The following is a 20,900-nucleotide window of genomic DNA, read 5'->3' on the forward strand; positions in this document are numbered from 1 at the left end:
CGATGAAATTAGGCGTATTCATGGTGCTATTTGGTGGTCGTAAGCTAGAGGAAGCGTTAGATTATGTAGCTTCTAAAGGTCTTAAGGCGGTTGAGATTGGAAGTGGAGGGAACCCAGGTAAAGCACATTGCACACCAGAGGATCTTCTAAACAATGAGACAGAACTTAAGAATTTTAAAAAAGCAGTAGAATCACGCGGACTTACAATCAGCGCACTTAGCTGTCATGGTAATCCACTGCATCCACAGAAGCACTTAGCCAAAGCGGATCATGATGATTTCGTGAATTCGGTGCTACTTGCTGAGAGACTTGAAGTACCTGTGGTAAATACGTTCTCAGGATGTCCGGGTGACCATGAGGATGCTAAGTATCCGAACTGGCCTGTCGCTCCTTGGCCGAACGATTTCCAAGAAGTATTGAAGTGGCAATGGGAGAATAAAGTTATTCCTTATTGGACCGAACAAGCGAAGTTTGCAAAAGACCATCATATCAAGATAGGGCTTGAACTTCATGGAGGATTCTCTGTACATACACCTGCTACATTGCTTCGTCTACGTGAAGCAGCCGGTGAGACCATCGGTGCTAACTTAGACCCGAGTCATATGTGGTGGCAAGGTATTGATCCGGTGCAGGCTATCCACATTCTAGGTCGCGAAGGAGCCATTCATCATTTCCATGCTAAAGATACCGTAATCGATCCGATTAATGTAAATAGATACGGTCTTACTGATATGCAATCCTATGAGAGAATGCTCGATCGTGCTTGGCAGTTCCGTAGTGTAGGCTATGGTCATGATCTTAAGACTTGGGCAGATATCATTAGTGCTCTTCGTCTAGTAGGCTATGATTATGTCGTAAGTATTGAACATGAAGATGGATTGATGTCTGTTGAAGAAGGTTTCTCCAAAGCTGTACAGAATCTTCAACAAGTTCTAATTGAAGAGCCACTTGGCGACATGTGGTGGGTATAGAAGGAGTTAGTGTACGAACTGAAATAGATAATGGGACGGTTACCGAGAGGTAGCCGTCCTTTTTTGAATAGTAGAAAGTATAAGCTTCGCTTGATATTCCCGTTTCAATATGTAGATAAAATGAATTCAACGTGACAAAAGTTAGGTTTAGATGTTACGAATTATGGTATAGTATTTCAATCGAATGTATTAAAATGTCCAGAAATGTGGTAAAATGAAATATACTAACTAATCGAAAGCTTTGATACAGTTATTCATTTGACTTGAAGTTATTAGGTCTTTCAATATAATGAGGTGAGGGTTTCATGGAATTTGATCAAATGCATTTGTGTCCACGATTTGAAACAGCTTTTTCTTTTTTGGGCAAACGATGGAATGGATTAATTATTCAGACCTTAATGAGTGGCCCGAAGAGATTTAAAGATATATCTAGTATAATCCCTACCATGAGCGATAAGATGTTGTCAGAACGTATGAAAGACTTAGAATCTGAGGGGATTGTGGTACGCCACGTTTACCCGGAGACTCCAGTACGCATTGAGTATGAATTAACGGAAAAAGGTAAAGGACTTCGCCCTGTTATGGAACAAATCCAATCATGGGCTGAGAATTGGGTAGAATGAGTCTAACTTAGAATTTGGATATCTACCCTATCCCTATTGTTAACCCCCATTTTTCTTTATTGAAATGAGGGTTTTTTGCTCTAAATGTCTAATGTTCATCACCTATATGCGGGATTTGTAGTATAATTGGAAAAAAATGATTGAATACGTATTGAAGGAGGGGATAGATTGAGAAAAAATGTACCCACCCAAGAAGTCGTATATGGTAAAGAGGACATTGCTGAACTTGAAAACGCCTCGATAAAAGTGCAATATGTCTACGATAAGGCACTAGAGTTGCTTGGTCGGTATTTGCCTCAGTTGGTGTGTACTGACCCACCTTCAACTCATTCTACTGTTACTCATAGGATAACAAATCACAATCAAGAGGGTGTATTTCAGAAATGGATTCAAGGTCCAAAGGGTTGGAAATGCATCGGTTATGAGTGGCAGACAACGATAGATGGGAATAAGGAACAAAGAAGCCTACCTAATGCCAAATTGCAAAGCATGATTCTACAAATGATGATATGGTCCCAATTTGAAAAAATCATTTTGCTGCATCCCTTTTTGGGGCAAGATGCCTTTTATAATAGTGAAGAACTAGAGACGATCTCTTCGTATTTTGTACCTACCTATATGAGTGTTAATCCTCTTATTGAACTTGGCAAACCTTATAAGAAGCATAAGACCAAGCTCCCGATCTACCAAGAATTAATCCCAGCTCCCTCTTTACTGATCCAAACAGAAGGAACTCCTTTGAAGGGTACTTGGATGACAGGGGTATACATTAACCGTTCCAACTTTCAAGGCATTGGTCCATATCTTAAAAATAGTAATGGATGCAGAACCTTTATGGAAGCTTCTATCAACTAATTTGAAAGTAATATGATTCTTGTGAGTACAATCACAATCCTCCTTCTCTCCTAGGTGTAGCCTAAAAAGGTAAGAAAGAAAGCAACCCTAGGAGGAATTCATAATGTCAACTAAACCCCTTTTCAGTAGTGATAACATAGTAAGTGATATTGTTATACAATTTCCGAAAGCCAGCGATTATTTCCGAGATCACAAAATTGACTTCTGTTGTGGTGGCAAACGGCCACTAATCGAAGCGGTTGAGGAGAAAGGCTTGGATATTAATCAAGTATTAGAGGAGTTACGCAATCTTGCAGACAACCATGCCGGCTTAAATGAAGATCATGAAGGAGCTAACTATTTTACTGAAATGAGTTCAGAAGCTTTAATTCATTATATTGTAAGTAAACATCACGATTATTTACGCGAGGAACTTCCTGCTATATATAAGAATGTGGCGAGAGTTAATCGAGTTCATGGTGATCATGATCTTCATTTGGCACAATTATACGTTCTGTTCACACAGCTAAAGGATGAATTGCTTGAACATACATCTAATGAAGAAGAGCAAATCTTTCCTAAGATGGTTGCCCTAGATCAATCACTTGATGGATCTGCTAACCAAGAGCTTAACAATGCTATTGGGACATTGGAGGAGGAGCATGACAAAGCAGGTGATATTCTAAAAGAGATCAGAGAAATCACGAATGATTTCACACCTCCGATCCATGCTTGCACTACGTATCGTTTAACGTACGAAAGACTTGCTGAACTTGAACGAATGACATATGAACATGTGCATTTAGAGAACAATATATTGTTTCCGCGTTTTCAAGCCTGATACTGTGGTAATTCCTTATCATGGGACGGGTTCAGTCCTGAGATAGTAGGAATGCAATCCTCCTAAGGGAATGGAATTTGGTTGGAATTGGTTTTTAAGCTGTGCTGAACTCTGCTATGTTACCATTTGCTAGTCCAAACATAACAGGTAGGAATTCAGCATAGCTTATAAGAGTATTCAAAATATATTTGCAAATATTAACCTTGTGACAAACGGATATGTCGAAACAGCAAGGTCATTTATCATGGGATATGTTCACATGTATTTTAAATTGTGAACATATTTGTGATATTATTCACAATTCATGTGAATGAAATCACAATTAGTGTTCATTCCCATGTTATAATATTTTTATAAGCAAGGCAGAGAGGGAGGCAATCGAACATGGTATCATCTAAAAGAGAAAAATTAATCGTTATTGGTAATGGTATGGCTGGCATAAGTACAGTTGAACAAATTCTAAAATTAAGTGATTCATTTGATATTACGGTATTTGGTAGTGAACCACATCCTAACTATAACCGTATAATGCTCTCCTACGTTCTAGAGGGTAGCAAAACGGTTGACGATATCGTTCTGAACGATTGGAGTTGGTACAAGGACAATAACATTACATTGCATACGACGACAACAGTGACACATATTGATACAACAAATAAACAGATAACAACTGATAAGGGTATGACGGAAAGTTACGACAAACTTATCATTGCTACAGGTTCTAATCCGTTCATTCTACCTATTCCTGGCAGCGACAAAGAGGGCGTAGTAGGCTTCCGAGATATTAGTGACTGTAACCAAATGCTTGAAGCTGCTAAGAAATATAAAAAAGCTGCGGTTATTGGTGGGGGGCTGTTAGGGTTAGAAGCAGCCAAAGGACTTGTGAATTTGGGAATGGATGTAACTGTCGTTCATCTTATGGAAGATATTATGGAGCGTCAACTAGATCACAGCGCTTCTTCGATGTTACAAGCGGAATTGGAACGTCAAGGCATTAAATTCGCTATGGGAAAACAAACTTCTGAACTTATTGGGGAAGATCGAGTAAGTGGGTTGCGTTTCAGCGACGGTAGTATTTTGGATGCAGAACTTGTGGTTATGGCTGTAGGTATTAAACCGAACATAGCTCTTGCCAAAGCTAGTAACATGGAAGTAGGACGAGGTATTATTGTAGATGATTACATGCTTACTTCATGTGATGGTGTATATTCTGTTGGTGAGTGTACAGAGCATAGAGGAATATGTTATGGGCTTGTAGCACCATTATTTGAACAAGGAAATGTATTGGCTAAGCATATTTGCGGAGTAGATACGAATCCATATGAAGGTTCTATCGTGGCAACTAAGCTAAAGATCTCTGGTGTCGACGTATTCTCAGCAGGAGAGTTTGTTGAAGAGCCCAAACATACGGTGATCTCTGCTAAAGACGAGTGGAAAAGAACATATAAGAAAGTCCTTCTATGTGATAACGTCATTGTGGGAGCAGTATTATTCGGGGATGTAACGGAGTCTTCCAATCTACAAAAATTGATTAAACAACAGTCTGAAATGACAGATGAAATTTACAGCACGATTATGGGAACAGGATGTTGTGGTGGTGGCGCTAATAAACAGTCATCGGTAGAGACTATGGCTGACGATGAAATTGTTTGTGGATGTAATGGTGTAACTAAAAAAACAATTGTTGATGTTATAACGGATCAGGGTCTAACAACAGTAGATGAGATTAAAGCTTGTACTGGTGCAACCCGATCATGTGGTGGCTGTAAACCAGTCGTTGAGCAAATATTGCAGTATGTTCTTGGAGATGGATTCAAGACAGCAGCCAAACAAGGAATTTGTGGTTGTACGACTCTCGATAGAGATGAAGTTGTAGCACAGATTACCGCTAAAGGGTTATCTACAACGCGTGAAGTAATGAATGTACTGGGTTGGAGTAATCAAGAAGGATGCTCTAAGTGCCGTCCCGCAATTAATTATTATCTAGGGATGTTGAACCCTGAGACTCATGAAGATGAGAAAGAATCACGCTTTGTGAATGAGCGTATGAATGCAAATATCCAAAAGGATGGTACGTATACCGTTGTTCCACGGATGTACGGCGGCGTAACAACACCAGAGGAACTCAAGAAGATTGCTGATGTTTCCTTAAAATATGATGTTAAGGTAGTAAAAGTGACAGGTGGACAACGCTTGGATCTAATTGGGGTTAAGAAAGAAGACTTGCCTAGCGTATGGGAAGAACTTGATATGCCTTCAGGCTATGCTTATGCCAAGTCACTACGTACGGTGAAGACATGTGTAGGTTCTCAATTCTGCCGATTCGGAACACAGGATTCTATGGCTATGGGTGCTCTGTTAGAACGTAAATTCGAGAGACTCGATTTACCTGCTAAATTTAAATACGCTGTGAATGGTTGTCCGCGGAACTGTGCGGAATCGTGTACGAAAGATATCGGTATCGTCGGAAATGATGGAGGATGGGAAATCTTTGTCGGTGGTAATGGAGGTATCAAACCTCGTATTGCGGATAGCTTCTGTAAAGTTAAGAGTGATGAAGAATTAATTGAAATTTGTGGAGCAATTATGCAATATTATCGTGAAACTGGCAACTACTTGGAGAGAACATCAGAGTGGGTAGAACGGGTAGGACTTGCACAGATTCAGTCAGCGGTATTGGATAATCTTGATAACCGTAAAGAGCTCGTTAAACGAATTGAACTTGCACTACAACAAGTAGAAGAACCATGGGCAAAAATGCTTCATGATGAAAAAACACGTAAAGCTTTGTATGAAAACCAAAAATCAATAATTTCTGTACAATAACACACATGAGCTTTTGAAAGAAATGGAGATGGATCAAATGGAAATGACAACACAATATTATTCTGTTGGTTCGCTAGATGAGTGTTTAGTACAGGTAGGTCGAGTTGTTATTATTGAAGGTCAGGAGATTGCTATATTCCGGACTTCGGATGGGAACATTTACGCATTGGCAAATAAATCTCCACATCCTAAGGGCGGACCATTAGCGGAAGGAATTATATCGGGTCATTATATATATGACCCTTTGTATGACTGGAAGATTGACCTAACGACTGGAGCTGTGCAAGCTCCAGACTCTGGGCAAGTTGTGACCTATCCTGTTATTGTAAATAATAGAGATATTCAAATTGGATTTTATAAGTAACTACTATAGACATTAGATATACCAGGAGGTGGTCCACATATATACACAAAGTGTAGAGACCATGGTGGAGACAGCGGTTAAGAAAAAAGAAAAGATGAATGAAAGTTTAGTTCGTTATATAATAGCTGCTGCATTAGCTGGCGCCTATGTGGGAATAGGGATTATCCTTATTTTCTCATTAGGTGCCCCACTAGCTGCAATAAAGTCTCCATTCCAATCACTCATTATGGGAGGCTCGTTCGGAATTGCACTGACTTTGGTCATCTTTGCGGGTTCAGAGTTATTTACTGGGAATAATATGCTCTTTACGATGAGTACATTAGCAGGGAAGACAACGGTGAAGGATACCCTTAAGAACTGGAGCATCGTATTTATAGGTAATTTACTAGGTGCTTTGGTACTTTGTTTATTGGTTTTAGGAGCCGGCCTATTTAAAGATATCCCTGCGGAACACCTTATTTTTACAGCTGTAGCTAAAAAGATGAATCTCCCCGTCATGGAGTTATTTTTCCGAGGAATTCTTTGTAACTGGCTAGTATGTCTAGCTATCTGGATGTCGATGCGAGCAAAAGAGGAAGTCGCTAAATTAATTCTCATCTGGTGGTGTCTATTTGCCTTTATCGCAAGTGGTTATGAGCATAGCGTGGCTAATATGACGTTATTGAGTATAGCTACTTTATTACCGAATCATCCTGAAACAATATCTATAGCTGGATGGTTACATAATATGATCCCGGTTACTTTAGGAAATATTGTTGGTGGTGGACTGTTCGTGGGCATGGCTTATTGGTTCATTTCACCTGTTCGGAATAAAAAGAAATAATATTATTAAGCAAGTGGTCTAATTATATTAGATATCACAAAAACGACAGTCGAAGGGAGTCTTAATTGCTCCGTATCGGTTGTCGTTTTTGTTATGATGGTTATCTATCTGAAGTGTTCTTATGAAGAAAGAAAGTCCTTCCTCCACAAGAGGTTTCTTGTAGAGGAAGGACTTTCTTTAACATGAGAACTAAATCCGGCAAATTTCGTCTGGACATAGCTCACAGTGGCAAATTTCTTGAAGCATAGAAAGATTCTTAATAACAATCATGCCGCTGTCATATTCGATCGCATCTTTTTTACGCAGATCGCTTAGCATCCGATTGACACTCTCACGAGTGGCACCAATCATATTGGAAAGATCGGTATGGGTAATTTTCTTGTTGATAATAACATTATCCCCTTGTTCTTCTCCGTAAGTGTTACCAAGTCGGATAAGGGTAGAGCAGAGAGCTCCTGGTTTACCGTATAGCATTAAATCACGGAATTTCGTTTGTGTTAAACGATGATGAATCCCCATCCACTTCATGAAATCAATAGCGAATTCACAATGCTGACAGATTAGTATTTCTAAATCTTTATGTTCAATAACACCGATCTCACTCTCTTCAAGTACTTCAGCGTTAAAGCTGTGTTTGGTGCTAAAGAATGGATCAGCCTGACCTACCATATCGCCTGCTTGATACATATATAGGATAAGTTCTTTACCTTCGTCAGTAGATTTAGTTAATTTGATGCGGCCACGTTTAATGTAATAGAGCTTATCCGAGAAATCACCTTCCCAGAAAAGATGAGATCCTTCAGGAACGATGCGGTCTTTCATACTAACTAATAGACGATTAAAATTCGATTCGGAAAAGCAGCTCGTATTTCCATGGGCTTCGATAACATTAAGATGTTCTTTCATATTCGTTATCCCCTTGTCTTTAATTTTCAGTAAATTTTAAACTAATTATACCGTTAAAAATCACATTTGTGGGAGTATTAAAGCATTAAAAAGTGGCGAATTTAAAAACTTTGTGATAAATTTCACTTTTTGAAGCTTATTTTATGATGAAACATAGAAGAGATGCCTGATTTATCTAGGCTTAAATTGTTTAAATAGTAGAAGGAACAAATAAAAACCAATAAATACATAAAGATGAATAATAAGTTATAAATATAAATGTAAGCGTTTTTGAAAACAAATCAAATAAAAATTAAAGATTGTGAAAGTTTTCACTATGAATCATTCGACAGTTATGTTATGATGAATTCAAGAAATAGATAAACAAATTTTTCAGGGGAGCTGAGAGAAATGGCAGTTAAAAATGAAGTAGTCCAAGATAAGAAACAAGGAACAGAGGAATACATTCAGTCCTTGATTGACAAAGCTAATGTCGCTCAAGCAGCATTCATGGAAATGGATCAAGAACAGATTGATAAAATTGTTCAGGCTATGGCTATCGCGGGTTCAGACCAACATATGTATCTTGCAAAATTAGCAGTGGAAGAAACAGGTAGAGGTGTTTATGAAGACAAGATCATTAAGAATATGTTCGCAACAGAATATGTTTACCACGGAATAAAGAATGAAAAAACAGTGGGCGTTATCGAAGATAATGCATATGAAAGTTTCCAAAAAATTGCTGAGCCAGTCGGAACGATCATGGGTATCACTCCTGTAACTAATCCAACTTCAACAACGATGTTTAAAGCTCTCATCTCTATTAAGACTCGTAACCCAATTATCTTTGGTTTTCATCCATCCGCTCAAAAGTGTAGTAGTGAAGCAGCAAGAATCCTTGTAGAAGCTGCAGTGAAAGCCGGAGCTCCTGCTAACTGTATTCAATGGATTGAAGAACCTACAATGGACAAAACAAACATCCTAATGAATCATCCTGGTGTTTCAATGATCTTAGCAACCGGTGGTTCAGCAATGGTTAAAGCAGCTTATAGTTGCGGTAAGCCAGCACTTGGTGTAGGACCTGGTAATGTTCCTTGCTTTATCGAAAAGAGTGCTGATATCGATCAAGCGGTAACGGATCTTATTCTTTCTAAATCATTCGATAATGGTATGATTTGTGCTTCTGAACAGGCTGTTATAATAGAAGAACCTATTTTCGATCAAGTGAAGAAAAAGATGATCGCTAATAATTGTTACTTTTTAAATAAAGAAGAAGTTGTGAAGTTAACTGCAGGTGCAATGATCACAGAGAAATGTGCTGTTAACCCAGTGATTGTTGGTCAATCTGCAGTGAAGATTGCTGAAATGTCTGGCATTCAAGTTCCAGCTGGAACGAAGATTCTGGTAGCTGAAATTGAAGGTGTGGGTACTAAGTATCCATTGTCTGCTGAAAAATTAAGTCCAGTACTTGCTTGCTATAAAGTGAAGAATGCTGAACAAGGAATTGCACGTGCAGCTGAAATCGTTGAATTTGGCGGCATGGGACATTCATCTGTTATTCATTCTAATAATGAAGAAGTTATTATGAAGTTCTCGGCTCGCTTGCAAACATGCCGGATCCTAGTCAACTCACCTTCGACACATGGAGCAATTGGTGATCTTTATAATACAAATTTAGCATCATTGACATTAGGTTGTGGATCTTACGGTAAAAACTCGGTTTCATCTAACGTAGGAGCACTCAATTTGATCAATGTGAAAAGGGTGGCTCGTCGTACTGTGAATATGCAATGGTTCAAAATTCCGAACAAGGTCTATTTTGAAAAAGGTTCAACTCAGTATCTTGCCCAAATGCCTGATATCACTCGTGTAGCTATTATCACTGACCCTATGATGGTAAAACTAGGCTATGTTGAGAAAGTTGAACACTACCTTCGTCAACGTCGAGTTCCTGTTGCTATTGAAGTGTTCTCAGAAGTAGAACCAGATCCATCTACAGATACAGTAAGTCGTGGTACAGCTATGATGAATAGATTTAATCCTGACTGTATTATTGCACTTGGTGGTGGTTCACCGATGGATGCTGCCAAAGCAATGTGGTTATTTTATGAATACCCAGATGCTGATTTCAACGGTTTGAAACAAAAATTCTTGGATATTCGCAAACGTATATATAAATATCCATCACTAGGCAAAAAAGCGAAGTTTGTAGCTATCCCAACAACATCTGGTACGGGTTCTGAAGTTACATCTTTTGCAGTTATCACAGATAAGAATAATGGACATACGAAATATCCTTTAGCAGATTATGAGTTAACTCCAGATGTTGCTATCGTAGATCCTGAGTTTGTTTACTCTCTACCTCGCGTTGCTGTAGCAGATACAGGTATGGATGTACTAACACATGCGATTGAAGCTTATGTATCCGTTATGGCTAACGATTATACGGATGGTCTTGCGATCAAAGCGATCCAATTGGTATTTCAATATCTTGAGAAGTCAGCATTGGAAGGCGACAAATTGGCTCGTGAGAAAATGCATAACGCATCGACGATTGCAGGGATGGCCTTCGCTAACGCGTTCTTAGGAATTAACCACAGCTTAGCTCATAAGTGGGGTGGTAAATACCACACAGCACATGGTCGTACGAATGCAATTCTATTGCCTCACGTTATTCGTTACAATGCGAAAAAACCAACGAAGTTCGCTTCGTTCCCTAAATATTCACACTTTGTAGCTGACGAACGTTATGCTGAAATTGCTCGTATCCTAGGATTACCTGCACGCACAACAGAAGAAGGCGTAAATAGCTTAATTAATGCAATCCGTAAAATGAATAAAACATTGGGAATCGAAGAATCATTCCAACAACTAGGATTCGATCCTAAGGAATTCGAATCAGGTGTTGACTACTTAGCAGATCGTGCATTCGAAGACCAATGTACAACAGCGAACCCTAAACTACCATTAGTAACTGAACTTGCAGACGTATATAGAGATGCATTCTACGGTAGATTTGAATAAGAGGAACCTGCTCTAAACCAACGTGACAAATATCACCTCCAAAGTGATATTTGTCACAGTTGTTTTCCAAGATTTGAAGTATAATTGATTATGGATAGAGTTCCTAGGGTAATAGTAGATACGGGGATTTCGTTTCATGTGGCAACGACGCGATAATAAATGTGAAAAAAGTTACAATGTCGAATTTATTCTAGGATCCAAGAGATTTGAGATAACCTTCAAGCTCACTTCTCTAAATAAAATAAAAATATATAGATGGAGGGATTTTAAATGTCGGTTACAGAAAAAGAAATGAAAGAAGTACAGTCTGGTTGGAGAGAGTTCAAGAAAGGTAAATGGTCTAAGAAGGTTAATGTTAATGACTTTATTATCAACAACATTACTCCTTACCTAGGCGATGAAGCTTTCCTAGTTGGTCCTACACAGAACACAACTGATCTATGGAAAATCGTATCAGACTTAACGAAGCAAGAAAGAGATAACGGTGGCGTGTTAGATGTAGATGTTAATACACCTGCTACAATTGTTTCTCATAATCCAGGATATCTAGATAAAGACAAAGAACAAATTGTGGGTGTGCAAACAGATGCACCTTTTAAACGTTCCATTCAACCACAAGGCGGCATTCGGATGATGATTGACGCTTGTGAAGCATATGGATTTAAATTATCCGAAGATGTTATTAAAACATTTACTGATATTCGTAAAACGCATAACCAAGGTGTTTTTGATGCCTATACTTCAGACATGAGAGCTGCTCGTAAAGCGGGTATTATTACAGGACTACCTGATGCATACGGTCGTGGTCGTATCATTGGTGATTATCGTCGTGTAGCACTCTATGGTATTAACTTCCTAATTAAAGATAAGAAGAACGAATTGAATGAAATGGAAGTAGATGTTATTGACGAAGATGTTATTCGCCTTCGTGAAGAACTTTCAGAACAAATTCGTGCTCTAGCTGAACTTAAGAAAATGGCTGATATGCATGGCTTCGATATTTCTGAACCTGCGAAAACAGCTAAAGAAGCATTCCAATGGGTATATTTTGGATACCTAGCTGCAATTAAAGAACAAAATGGTGCTGCGATGTCCCTTGGACGCGTATCTTCATTCCTTGACATATATGTACAGCGTGATATAGCTGAAGGTACTTTGACAGAAGAACAAGCACAAGAAATGGTCGATCATTTCGTTATGAAATTGCGTATGGTTAAATTCCTACGTACACCTGACTATAATGAATTGTTTAGTGGAGATCCTACATGGGTTACAGAATCCATCGGAGGTATGTCCGTTAATGGTCAGACTCGTGTAACAAAGAGTAGCTTCCGTTTCCTTCATACGCTATATAACCTTGGAGCAGCTCCTGAACCTAACTTAACTGTATTGTGGTCAGAGCAACTTCCAGAAGCATTCAAGAAATATTGTTCGAAAGTATCAATTGAGACTAGTGCAATTCAGTATGAGAATGACGATCTAATGCGTCCAATCTACGGTGATGATTATGGCATAGCTTGTTGTGTATCTGCTATGAAAATTGGTAAACAAATGCAATTCTTTGGTGCTCGTGCCAACCTTGCTAAATGTTTGTTGTATGCAATCAATGGTGGCGTAGATGAGAAATCAGGAGCACAAGTTGGACCAGAATACCCAGCTGTTACAGGGGAAGTTCTGAACTACGATGAAGTACTGAAACGTTTCAAACCTATGATGAAATGGTTGTCTAAACTTTATATGAACTCTTTGAACGTCATCCATTACATGCATGATAAATATGCTTATGAAAGAATTGAAATGGCTCTACATGACCGTGATATTCTTCGGACTATGGCTTGCGGAATTGCCGGTCTATCTGTAGCAGCTGACTCACTTAGTGCAATTAAATATGCTACTGTTAAACCGATTCGTAACGAACAAGGAATCGCTGTTGACTTTATCATTGAAGGTGAATATCCTTGTTATGGTAACAATGATGATCGCGTAGATAACATTGCTATTGAATTGGTTGAAACATTCATGGGAATGATCCGTCAGAATAAAGCGTATCGTAATGCGTTACCTACACAATCTATCTTGACGATTACTTCTAACGTCGTATATGGTAAGAAAACAGGTACTACACCTGATGGACGTAAAGCAGGCGAGCCGTTTGCACCAGGGGCTAACCCAATGCACGGACGTGACAAGAAGGGTGCTTTGGCTTCATTAAGTTCTGTTGCTAAACTTCCATATGAAGATAGCTTGGATGGAATTTCTAATACATTCTCAATCGTACCTAAAGCATTGGGTAAAGAAGAAGAAACTCGTAAATCTAATCTTGTTTCCATGATGGATGGATACTTTGGTAGTGGTGCTCATCATCTTAATGTCAACGTCTTTAATCGTGAACAGTTGATTGATGCGATGGAACATCCAGAAGAATATCCACAGTTGACGATTCGTGTATCTGGATATGCAGTTAACTTCATTAAATTATCTCGTGAACAACAATTGGATGTTATCAATCGTACATTCCATGGTTCGATGTAACGGAAACGGGTAAATATTACTATACTTTTAAGACAGCGGATGCGGAAAGGGTGACTTCATATGATTAAAGGACATGTACACTCTATGGAGACCTTCGGAACAGTAGATGGACCAGGAATCCGCTTTGTCCTATTCATGCAGGGTTGCCTAATGCGGTGCCAATACTGTCATAATCCCGATACATGGGGACTGAATGAGGGCAAAGAAATGACAGTAGAAGATGTACTGTCAGAGATTGAGCCATATATTAACTATTATCGTTCTTCAGGAGGCGGACTTACGGTTTCAGGAGGCGAGCCTAGTTTACAAGCTCGATTTGTTGCGGAACTATTTAAGGAAGTCAAGAGTCGCTGGAATCTTCATACCACATTAGATAGCAACGGCTTCAATGATGCAGATAAAATTAGAGATCTATTGGATGTTACAGACTTGGTATTGTTAGATATCAAACACATTGATGATGAGAAACATATTAAACTAACTGCGAAGAGTAATGAACGAACGCTAAAAACGGCAGAATGGTTATCAGAACACGGTCACAAGATGTGGATCCGACATGTATATGTACCAGGTATTCATAACGAAGAAGAAGATCTTGTCCGGTTAGGTCAGTTTATTGGCACATTACAAGGTGTAGAGAAATTTGAGATTTTACCTTATCATCAGATGGGTATCTACAAATGGAAAGAGCTTGGAATTGATTATCCACTAGAGGGTGTTTCATCTCCTTCCGAAGAAGAAGTACAGCGAGCCTATCGACTTATTGAAGAGGGACGCAAGCAATCTATTATAGTTAAATAATTTTAATGGGCTGTCTCAGATGTAGGCTAATCTACTGATGAGGCAGTCCATTTTTCATTCAATATAATAGTGGTTCCCCAAAAAAATTAGTGGTTCAAGGTGTTTAATCCTTGAGCAGCTATTTCATTAGGAAAAATTGTCTTGGATAACAGCCCAAAATTTAATCATTATTTATAAGAGGGGGTTTTTTTTCTGGAGAAGCAACTTTTTATGTTTATTTGCGTCTATTAACTGTAAGATAAGAGAGTTGAGAAATTAGGAGATAGAGGAGCTTACGAATGAATTTTAAGAAAATAACAGTGTTAGCTTTATTGGCAGTATTTACATTATCTCAGACCGCATGGATGAATACAGCAAGTGCAGATAATTCTGAAGCAGTAGAAACGAATGCGACAGAAACGAATGCGGTAGTAACGAGTCCGGTAGTAACGGAAGATGTGTACGGAAGTAGTGGCAACGAGATCATCACACCGATTGTGGATGAAACTGATATACCTACAGAATCCATTAAATCAAGTGATTTGATTTTGATGATGAACAGTAACAAAATGTATCAGAACGGTAAGTTATATACAGCGAGTCAACCTATGATGGTGAAACAAGGTGTTTCCTATGTGGCGGTTCGCTCAATGGTTGATCGTGTGGGCCTAAAACTTACATATGATGCTAAGACTAAAGAAACTATTATTATAAGTGGTAGCAATGAATTACGCTTCAAGCTCAACAGTAATAAATATACAGTCAATGGTGTATCGAAAGTGATGAAGGGAGCATCTTTCCAGCAGAATAATATATTTATGGTTCCTGTGACATCGATTACACAAGCCCTTAACATTCCATATACCTATGATGCTGTACAAAAAAGAGTAGTACTTAATCTTTCTACTAAACCAGTTGCTTCATTTACGGTTCCACAGAAAGAGATCGTTGCAGGAGAAACAACAGTTACTTATCAAACGTATTCTTATTCCCCAACGGGTCTACCCGTTATTGAAGAACGATGGGAAGGGAATCAAGAGATATTCCAAGAGGCTGGATCACACGTAGTAACGTATTCTGTTCTTGATAGCAGTGGCAATTGGAGTGATCCCTATTCGTTAACGATTGAAGTGAAGGCGCCAAACTTGCCGCCAGTAGCTGTGTTCACTACAGATAAGCAAGAATATAAAATGGGTGAATTAGTTACCATTACAGATCTAAGTACAGATGATGAGAATAACATTGTGAAACGCGAGTGGATGAATAATCAACTAGCATTTTTTAAACCAGGTCCAGTGACAATTCAACTGAAAGTAACGGATGGTCGAGGGGCAGTGGATATTGTTGAAAAAATGATTACGATTACTGGTGAAACATTGTACAATGAAACGGACTTCAATAAGTTATTTGCACCTATCGGTAGCCAATACAGATTCGATGGTTCTTTAGTTCCGGCTATGGCTCAAGTTCCATATAGTATGACTTCAGAACCTAGTATGCTAATACGCAGTAATAGCCCAGAAACAGTCTATTCTGAAGGTGTGGTTTATCGTGAGACTGCTGTAGGTTCCGCTCGTTTTATGGTCCATCATGTAAATGCATTAGATAAAGATGTAAGAATGTATGTAATTGCTACCAATAAGAATACAGAATCTGTGAACGTCAATATTCAGGACTCTGGATTTGCGGGACCCAATATATATGCAACTTTAGTAGGTAAGTTGTCTGTAGAACGTTACTTCCAATCTATGCAGAACTATTCCGATAGAGAGGACGTTTCACTTGCCCCAGGTGAGAGTAAGGTTATCTTTAACGAATTGAACGAGTTGAAGATGAAGCCTACACAGGTTATTTCTTTATTGGCAGATGTGTTTAGTAATTTACCTGTAGAATATACAGTTATTATGATTGATGCTAACCAAGATGCTCTTACAAGTCTTCCGTATCTACAAGATATAGGAAGAGATGGTGTTCACAATCGTGGAACGTATCCTGATGCGACACGTCTGATTGAATATAATGAAGTTGTGGGTACATCACCTCAGCGGATCTCTTTGGGTGATAACAGAGGAGATGCTAATCTTATCGGTGTAGATGGTATGACAGGTCTACCTGAATCCAATCTTGGTAATTTCGGAGTGATGTATAAGATTAGTATGAATCGTGTCGCTGCTAATACACTCATCACGTTTAATCCGCGTGGAGGAGAATATTCTGGTATGGTCCTAGTGAATGGTGAGATTGTAGCTGTACCTGATGGAAGTGGTATTGCAGGTTCTCTCTCTACACCAAATGATACAAGTGTAATTTACCGCACAGGTAATTATGAACAAAAGGTTGAGATTTGGTTCACAGCAGCACCAGGTAGTAACTTACCTGTAAACTTTATTTTTACACCAATGCCTGAACGTAAATAAAGCACTTATACATTCATATTTTTCTAAATAGAGAATCTCACGAATATGTGAGGTTCTTTTTTATTGTTTAAGAAATCGGTGCATAATTGACGAAGGTGTCATTCTGTTGCATTATTAATAGTAGGAATCCTGAATAAGCAATTGTTGTGCTTCATGTAACACTAGGAGGATGGCGTAATGCTATCCACTGAACGGATAATTAAATGGATGAATGGTGAATTGTGATGAGGAAATTACCACGTATGGTAATGAAAGGACCAATTATATTTTATCGTAAAGTCATTTCACCATTAACACCACCAACTTGCCGATTCTATCCTACCTGCTCTGCCTATGCCCTTGAAGCTATAGAGGTCCATGGTGCCGCTAAGGGGACTTGGCTTGCTGTAAGAAGAATAGCTAAATGTCAACCCTTCCATGCCGGAGGAGTCGATCTAGTGCCTCCACGAAAGGAATGACTAGGGATCAGGATGTTATCAAGAGTGGGTAATCGGTTGACTTGACAAATAGCTACGGTCTTAAGTATATTAAACAATATATGTTGATTTCCGAGGAACGGATGAGTATGAGAATATCGTTTAGTACAGAGAGCCGGGGTAGCTGTAAACCGGTCTAATGGATATCTCAGAATATGGTCCGGGAGGAATTGTTTTCGAGCTTGAAGGAAACCTACGGGTTATTCTTCGTAAGGGGACAACGTGTGCCAGCGTTAATGGACAGTTCTGGTTTATTAGGAACTGATGGAGCCTTTCACCTGTGAGGGTGTAAGGAATTTGGGTGGTAACACGTGAGATAACTCTCGTCCCATATTGGGATGGGAGTTTTTTGTGTTTTTTGGTCAATAAGATCAGACGCTCTAACTATAATGTGAAAGGATGATGACAAATGACTGAGAAGAAAACATTTTATTTAACAACTCCGATATATTATCCAAGTGACAAGCTACATATCGGGCATGCGTACACAACAGTAGCGGGGGATGCATTGGTTCGATATAAGAAGCTTCGTGGGTACGATGTTCGCTATTTGACGGGAACAGATGAACACGGACAGAAGATTGAACGTAAAGCGGCAGAAGCAGGCAAGACACCTCAACAATTTGTTGATGATATCGTAGCTGGAATCAAGGAATTATGGGGGACGCTAGATATCTCCAATGATGATTTCATTCGTACAACAGAAGAACGACATAAAAAGGTCGTACAGGATGTATTTGAACGTTTACTACAACAAGGTGATATTTACAAAGGTGAATATGAAGGTTGGTACTGTACACCTGATGAATCCTTTTTCTTAGAACGTCAACTTGTAAATGGAAATTGTCCTGACTGTGGCAGACCTGTAGAACGCGTGAAAGAAGAGAGTTATTTCTTCCGGATGAGTAAGTATGTTGATCGTCTATTGAAGCATTACGAAGATCATCCTGACTTTATTCAGCCTGTGTCTCGTAAGAATGAGATGATCAACAACTTCATTAAGCCAGGTCTTGAAGATTTGGCTGTGTCTCGTACGACGTATGAATGGGGAATTAAAGTTAAAAGTGATCCTAAACATGTCATCTATGTATGGATTGATGCACTGCTTAACTACATTACAGCTCTAGGATATGGCTCAGATAATACGGAATTATTCGACAAGTATTGGCCAGCGGATGTTCACTTAATGAGTAAAGAGATTGTACGGTTCCATACGATTTATTGGCCGATTATGTTGATGGCATTAGAGTTACCGTTGCCTACGAAAGTATTTGCACATGGATGGTTACTAATGAAAGATGGTAAAATGTCCAAATCGAAAGGGAATGTCGTAGATCCTGTCACGTTGATTAGTCGCTATGGGTTGGACTCTCTTCGTTACTACTTACTTCGTGAAGTACCCTTTGGTGCAGACGGAACATTCACTCCTGAGAGCTTCGTAGAACGTGTGAATTCGGATCTGGCCAATGATCTAGGGAATTTGTTGAATCGTACAGTGGCTATGGTAGATAAATATTTCGACGGAATTGTTCCAGCATATCAAGCTGGAGTAACACCATATGACCAAGCAGTGGAAGAAGCTGCAGTAGCAACTTATCAAAAAGTGGAAGAATCTATGGAAAACATGGAGTTCTCGGTTGCCTTGACTGTCATTGGACAATTCGTAAGTCGTTGTAACAAATATATTGATGAGACTCAACCTTGGGTTCTTGCCAAAGATGAATCTAAAGTCAATGAACTTGCGTCAGTCATGACACATCTTGTTGAAAGCCTACGGATTGCTTCGATTCTCTTACAACCTTTCTTAACTCAAGCTCCTCTTAAAATATGGGAGCAACTAGGCTTACAACAAGGAGAGCTTACGGCTTGGGATAGTGGTAAGACATTCGGATTATTTCCTAGCGGAACGAAGTTAGTGAAGGGGGACCCAATATTCCCTCGTCTCGATGTGGAGCAAGAAGTTGCTTATATTGCTGAGGCAATGTCAGGTGGAGTGAAAGCGGCAGAAGCAGCTGTTCAACAAGCAAGCGATCAAGAACCTATCGAACATTGTGAAGAAATTGGGATAGAAGATTTCGCTAAAGTTGAGCTTCGTGTCGCTCAGGTCATTTCAGCAGAACCAGTTAAGAAGGCTGATAAGTTACTAAAACTTCAATTGGATCTAGGATTTGAGCAACGACAGGTAGTTTCAGGTATTGCTAAATTTTACACTCCTGAGGAATTAGTAGGACGTAAAGTGATATGTGTTATAAATTTGAAACCCGTGAAGTTGCGTGGCGAATTATCACAAGGGATGATACTTGCTGCTTCTCATGGAGACCAATTAACATTAGCGACTGTTCCAGACAATATGCCTAATGGTGCTATTGTGAAATAAAACGGCTGCTTCTAGAATACACGAACGGTATCCTCTAATGAGGATACCGTTTTATTTGGAAAAGCTTTGGTTGACAATTGAATCGCGCCTATTCTATAATTCAATGGTAATCATTACGATTAAACAAATGGAGTTGAATAGTAACTTGAAGAAAATGAACTATAGAATGACACCCTTCATTGTAGGTTTGATCTTAATTTTGATGATAACCGGTTGTGGTAAAACATCAAATGGAGGCATGGAGGAAGGCAAAGTAAATGTGGTGACCACATTCTACCCTATCTATGAATTTGCTCAATTCATTGGTGGAGATAATGCCCATGTGGTAAATCTTCTTCCGGTTGGTGTAGAGCCTCATGATTGGACGCCGAGAAGTCAAGAAATTGTAAATACGTCGAAGGCTCAGTTATTTATGTATAATGGTGCCGGATTAGAAGGATGGGCTCCTGGCTTCTTAAAGGCTCTTGATAAAGATAGCGAAGTTAAAGCTGTGGAAGTAAGTAAAGGTGTGAACCTCATTGAATCCGATACTGATCATGAACATGAGGGTGAAGAAGCTAGTACGAAGACAGATTCTGACCAACATCATATTGATCCACATACTTGGGTAAGCCCTAAATCAGCCATTATAATGGCTGAGAATATCAAGAATAGCTTCATCGAGGTTGATCCAACCCATCAAAGTCAGTATGAACAAAGATCTCAAGATTTAAATGATAAATTGGTGGAATTGGATTCTAAATTTGAATCGGAGCTTGCGAAGATGCCCAATAAAGAAATTGTCGTCTCTCATCAAGCTTTTGGTTACTTAACACGTGATTATGGTCTTACTCAGCATTCTATTATGGGGTTATCTCCTGATGCAGAGCCGCGTGCACAGGACCTGATTGAGTTAGCGAAGCTTGTAAAAGAAGAGGGTATTAAATATATCTTTTTTGAAGAATTGGTCTCAGATCGATTAGCGAAGACGTTAGCTGGTGAAGCTAAGATAAAGACGATGGTTCTTAATCCCATTGAGGGCTTGACCAAGGAACAGGAAAAGAACAAAGACAATTACTTTACTTTAATGGAGAAAAATTTACAAAATTTAAAGTTAGCCTTAGAATAAAGGTATAATTTAATTTAGA

Annotated in this window: 15 protein-coding genes and 1 other annotated feature; of the genes, 14 read left to right on the top strand and 1 reads right to left on the bottom strand. The window is 39.1% G+C overall.

Annotation, left to right across the window (positions count from 1 at the left end):
• Window positions 1–2 precede the first annotated feature (2 nt).
• The 7 genes from AC1D69_RS01560 to AC1D69_RS01590 all read left to right on the top strand — a co-directional run bounded on the left by AC1D69_RS01560 (window position 3) and on the right by AC1D69_RS01590 (window position 7,282).
• Window positions 3–971 carry a sugar phosphate isomerase/epimerase family protein gene (locus AC1D69_RS01560; RefSeq protein WP_495454388.1) on the top strand — a complete coding sequence of 323 codons (969 nt, stop codon included), beginning with the start codon at window positions 3–5 and terminating at the stop codon, window positions 969–971.
• Window positions 972–1,276: 305 nt separating this feature from the next.
• Complete coding sequence (locus tag AC1D69_RS01565; protein ID WP_495454389.1) at window positions 1,277–1,594, top strand: winged helix-turn-helix transcriptional regulator; 318 nt, start codon at window positions 1,277–1,279, stop codon at window positions 1,592–1,594.
• A 168-nt stretch (window positions 1,595–1,762) separates the two neighbouring features.
• Window positions 1,763–2,449 (top strand): hypothetical protein, encoded by a 687-nt coding sequence (locus AC1D69_RS01570; RefSeq protein ID WP_495454390.1) that lies wholly within the window; start codon window positions 1,763–1,765, stop codon window positions 2,447–2,449.
• A 103-nt stretch (window positions 2,450–2,552) separates the two neighbouring features.
• Window positions 2,553–3,269 carry an iron-sulfur cluster repair di-iron protein gene (gene ric / locus AC1D69_RS01575; protein WP_495454391.1) on the top strand — a complete coding sequence of 239 codons (717 nt, stop codon included), beginning with the start codon at window positions 2,553–2,555 and terminating at the stop codon, window positions 3,267–3,269.
• 384 nt (window positions 3,270–3,653) lie between these two features.
• Window positions 3,654–6,095, top strand: a complete 2,442-nt coding sequence (gene nirB, locus AC1D69_RS01580; protein ID WP_495454392.1) for a nitrite reductase large subunit NirB — start codon at window positions 3,654–3,656, stop codon at window positions 6,093–6,095.
• 37 nt (window positions 6,096–6,132) lie between these two features.
• Complete coding sequence (gene nirD, locus AC1D69_RS01585) at window positions 6,133–6,459, top strand: nitrite reductase small subunit NirD (protein WP_495454393.1); 327 nt, start codon at window positions 6,133–6,135, stop codon at window positions 6,457–6,459.
• Window positions 6,460–6,496: 37 nt separating this feature from the next.
• Window positions 6,497–7,282: a formate/nitrite transporter family protein gene (locus AC1D69_RS01590; protein WP_495454737.1), complete on the top strand. Its 786-nt coding sequence runs from the start codon at window positions 6,497–6,499 to the stop codon at window positions 7,280–7,282.
• A gap of 189 nt (window positions 7,283–7,471) precedes the next feature.
• On the opposite strand, the gene AC1D69_RS01595 is transcribed toward AC1D69_RS01590, so the two are convergent.
• Window positions 7,472–8,188, bottom strand: coding sequence for a Crp/Fnr family transcriptional regulator (locus AC1D69_RS01595; RefSeq protein WP_495454394.1), 717 nt, complete (start codon window positions 8,186–8,188; stop codon window positions 7,472–7,474).
• A 390-nt stretch (window positions 8,189–8,578) separates the two neighbouring features.
• On the opposite strand from AC1D69_RS01595, the gene adhE reads away from it, so the two are divergent.
• The 7 genes from adhE (at window position 8,579) to AC1D69_RS01630 (ending at window position 20,881) form a co-directional block, all read left to right on the top strand.
• Window positions 8,579–11,191, top strand: coding sequence for a bifunctional acetaldehyde-CoA/alcohol dehydrogenase (gene adhE, locus AC1D69_RS01600; RefSeq protein ID WP_495454395.1), 2,613 nt, complete (start codon window positions 8,579–8,581; stop codon window positions 11,189–11,191).
• A gap of 270 nt (window positions 11,192–11,461) precedes the next feature.
• A complete protein-coding gene (gene pflB, locus AC1D69_RS01605) occupies window positions 11,462–13,723 on the top strand; it encodes a formate C-acetyltransferase (RefSeq protein WP_495454396.1) in 2,262 nt (753 codons plus the stop codon).
• 60 nt (window positions 13,724–13,783) lie between these two features.
• Window positions 13,784–14,524, top strand: coding sequence for a pyruvate formate-lyase-activating protein (gene pflA / locus AC1D69_RS01610; RefSeq protein WP_495454397.1), 741 nt, complete (start codon window positions 13,784–13,786; stop codon window positions 14,522–14,524).
• A 278-nt stretch (window positions 14,525–14,802) separates the two neighbouring features.
• A complete protein-coding gene (locus tag AC1D69_RS01615; protein WP_495454398.1) occupies window positions 14,803–16,920 on the top strand; it encodes a copper amine oxidase N-terminal domain-containing protein in 2,118 nt (705 codons plus the stop codon).
• 224 nt (window positions 16,921–17,144) lie between these two features.
• On the top strand, window positions 17,145–17,378 hold the full coding sequence (yidD, locus tag AC1D69_RS01620; protein WP_495454738.1) for a membrane protein insertion efficiency factor YidD: 234 nt from the start codon (window positions 17,145–17,147) through the stop codon (window positions 17,376–17,378).
• A gap of 84 nt (window positions 17,379–17,462) precedes the next feature.
• Window positions 17,463–17,730 (top strand) — a binding site (T-box leader).
• Window positions 17,731–17,805: 75 nt separating this feature from the next.
• Window positions 17,806–19,773 (top strand): methionine--tRNA ligase, encoded by a 1,968-nt coding sequence (metG, locus tag AC1D69_RS01625; RefSeq protein WP_495454399.1) that lies wholly within the window; start codon window positions 17,806–17,808, stop codon window positions 19,771–19,773.
• A 127-nt stretch (window positions 19,774–19,900) separates the two neighbouring features.
• Entirely contained in the window at window positions 19,901–20,881 is a 981-nt protein-coding gene (locus AC1D69_RS01630; protein WP_495454739.1) for a metal ABC transporter solute-binding protein, Zn/Mn family, read from the top strand.
• Window positions 20,882–20,900 lie beyond the last annotated feature (19 nt).

This window comes from Paenibacillus sp. Y301 (assembly GCF_059445505.1).

Bases quoted from the DNA above. Each gene is read 5' to 3' on its own strand.
- AC1D69_RS01560 (WP_495454388.1), top strand. From the start codon at position 3: ATGAAATTAGGCGTATTCATGGTGCTATTTGGTGGTCGTAAGCTAGAG.
- AC1D69_RS01565 (WP_495454389.1), top strand. From the start codon at position 1,277: ATGGAATTTGATCAAATGCATTTGTGTCCACGATTTGAAACAGCTTTT.
- ric (WP_495454391.1), top strand. From the start codon at position 2,553: ATGTCAACTAAACCCCTTTTCAGTAGTGATAACATAGTAAGTGATATT.
- nirB (WP_495454392.1), top strand. From the start codon at position 3,654: ATGGTATCATCTAAAAGAGAAAAATTAATCGTTATTGGTAATGGTATG.
- nirD (WP_495454393.1), top strand. From the start codon at position 6,133: ATGGAAATGACAACACAATATTATTCTGTTGGTTCGCTAGATGAGTGT.
- AC1D69_RS01595 (WP_495454394.1), bottom strand. From the start codon at position 8,188: ATGAAAGAACATCTTAATGTTATCGAAGCCCATGGAAATACGAGCTGC.
- adhE (WP_495454395.1), top strand. From the start codon at position 8,579: ATGGCAGTTAAAAATGAAGTAGTCCAAGATAAGAAACAAGGAACAGAG.
- pflB (WP_495454396.1), top strand. From the start codon at position 11,462: ATGTCGGTTACAGAAAAAGAAATGAAAGAAGTACAGTCTGGTTGGAGA.
- pflA (WP_495454397.1), top strand. From the start codon at position 13,784: ATGATTAAAGGACATGTACACTCTATGGAGACCTTCGGAACAGTAGAT.
- AC1D69_RS01615 (WP_495454398.1), top strand. From the start codon at position 14,803: ATGAATTTTAAGAAAATAACAGTGTTAGCTTTATTGGCAGTATTTACA.
- yidD (WP_495454738.1), top strand. From the start codon at position 17,145: ATGAGGAAATTACCACGTATGGTAATGAAAGGACCAATTATATTTTAT.
- metG (WP_495454399.1), top strand. From the start codon at position 17,806: ATGACTGAGAAGAAAACATTTTATTTAACAACTCCGATATATTATCCA.
- AC1D69_RS01630 (WP_495454739.1), top strand. From the start codon at position 19,901: ATGGAGTTGAATAGTAACTTGAAGAAAATGAACTATAGAATGACACCC.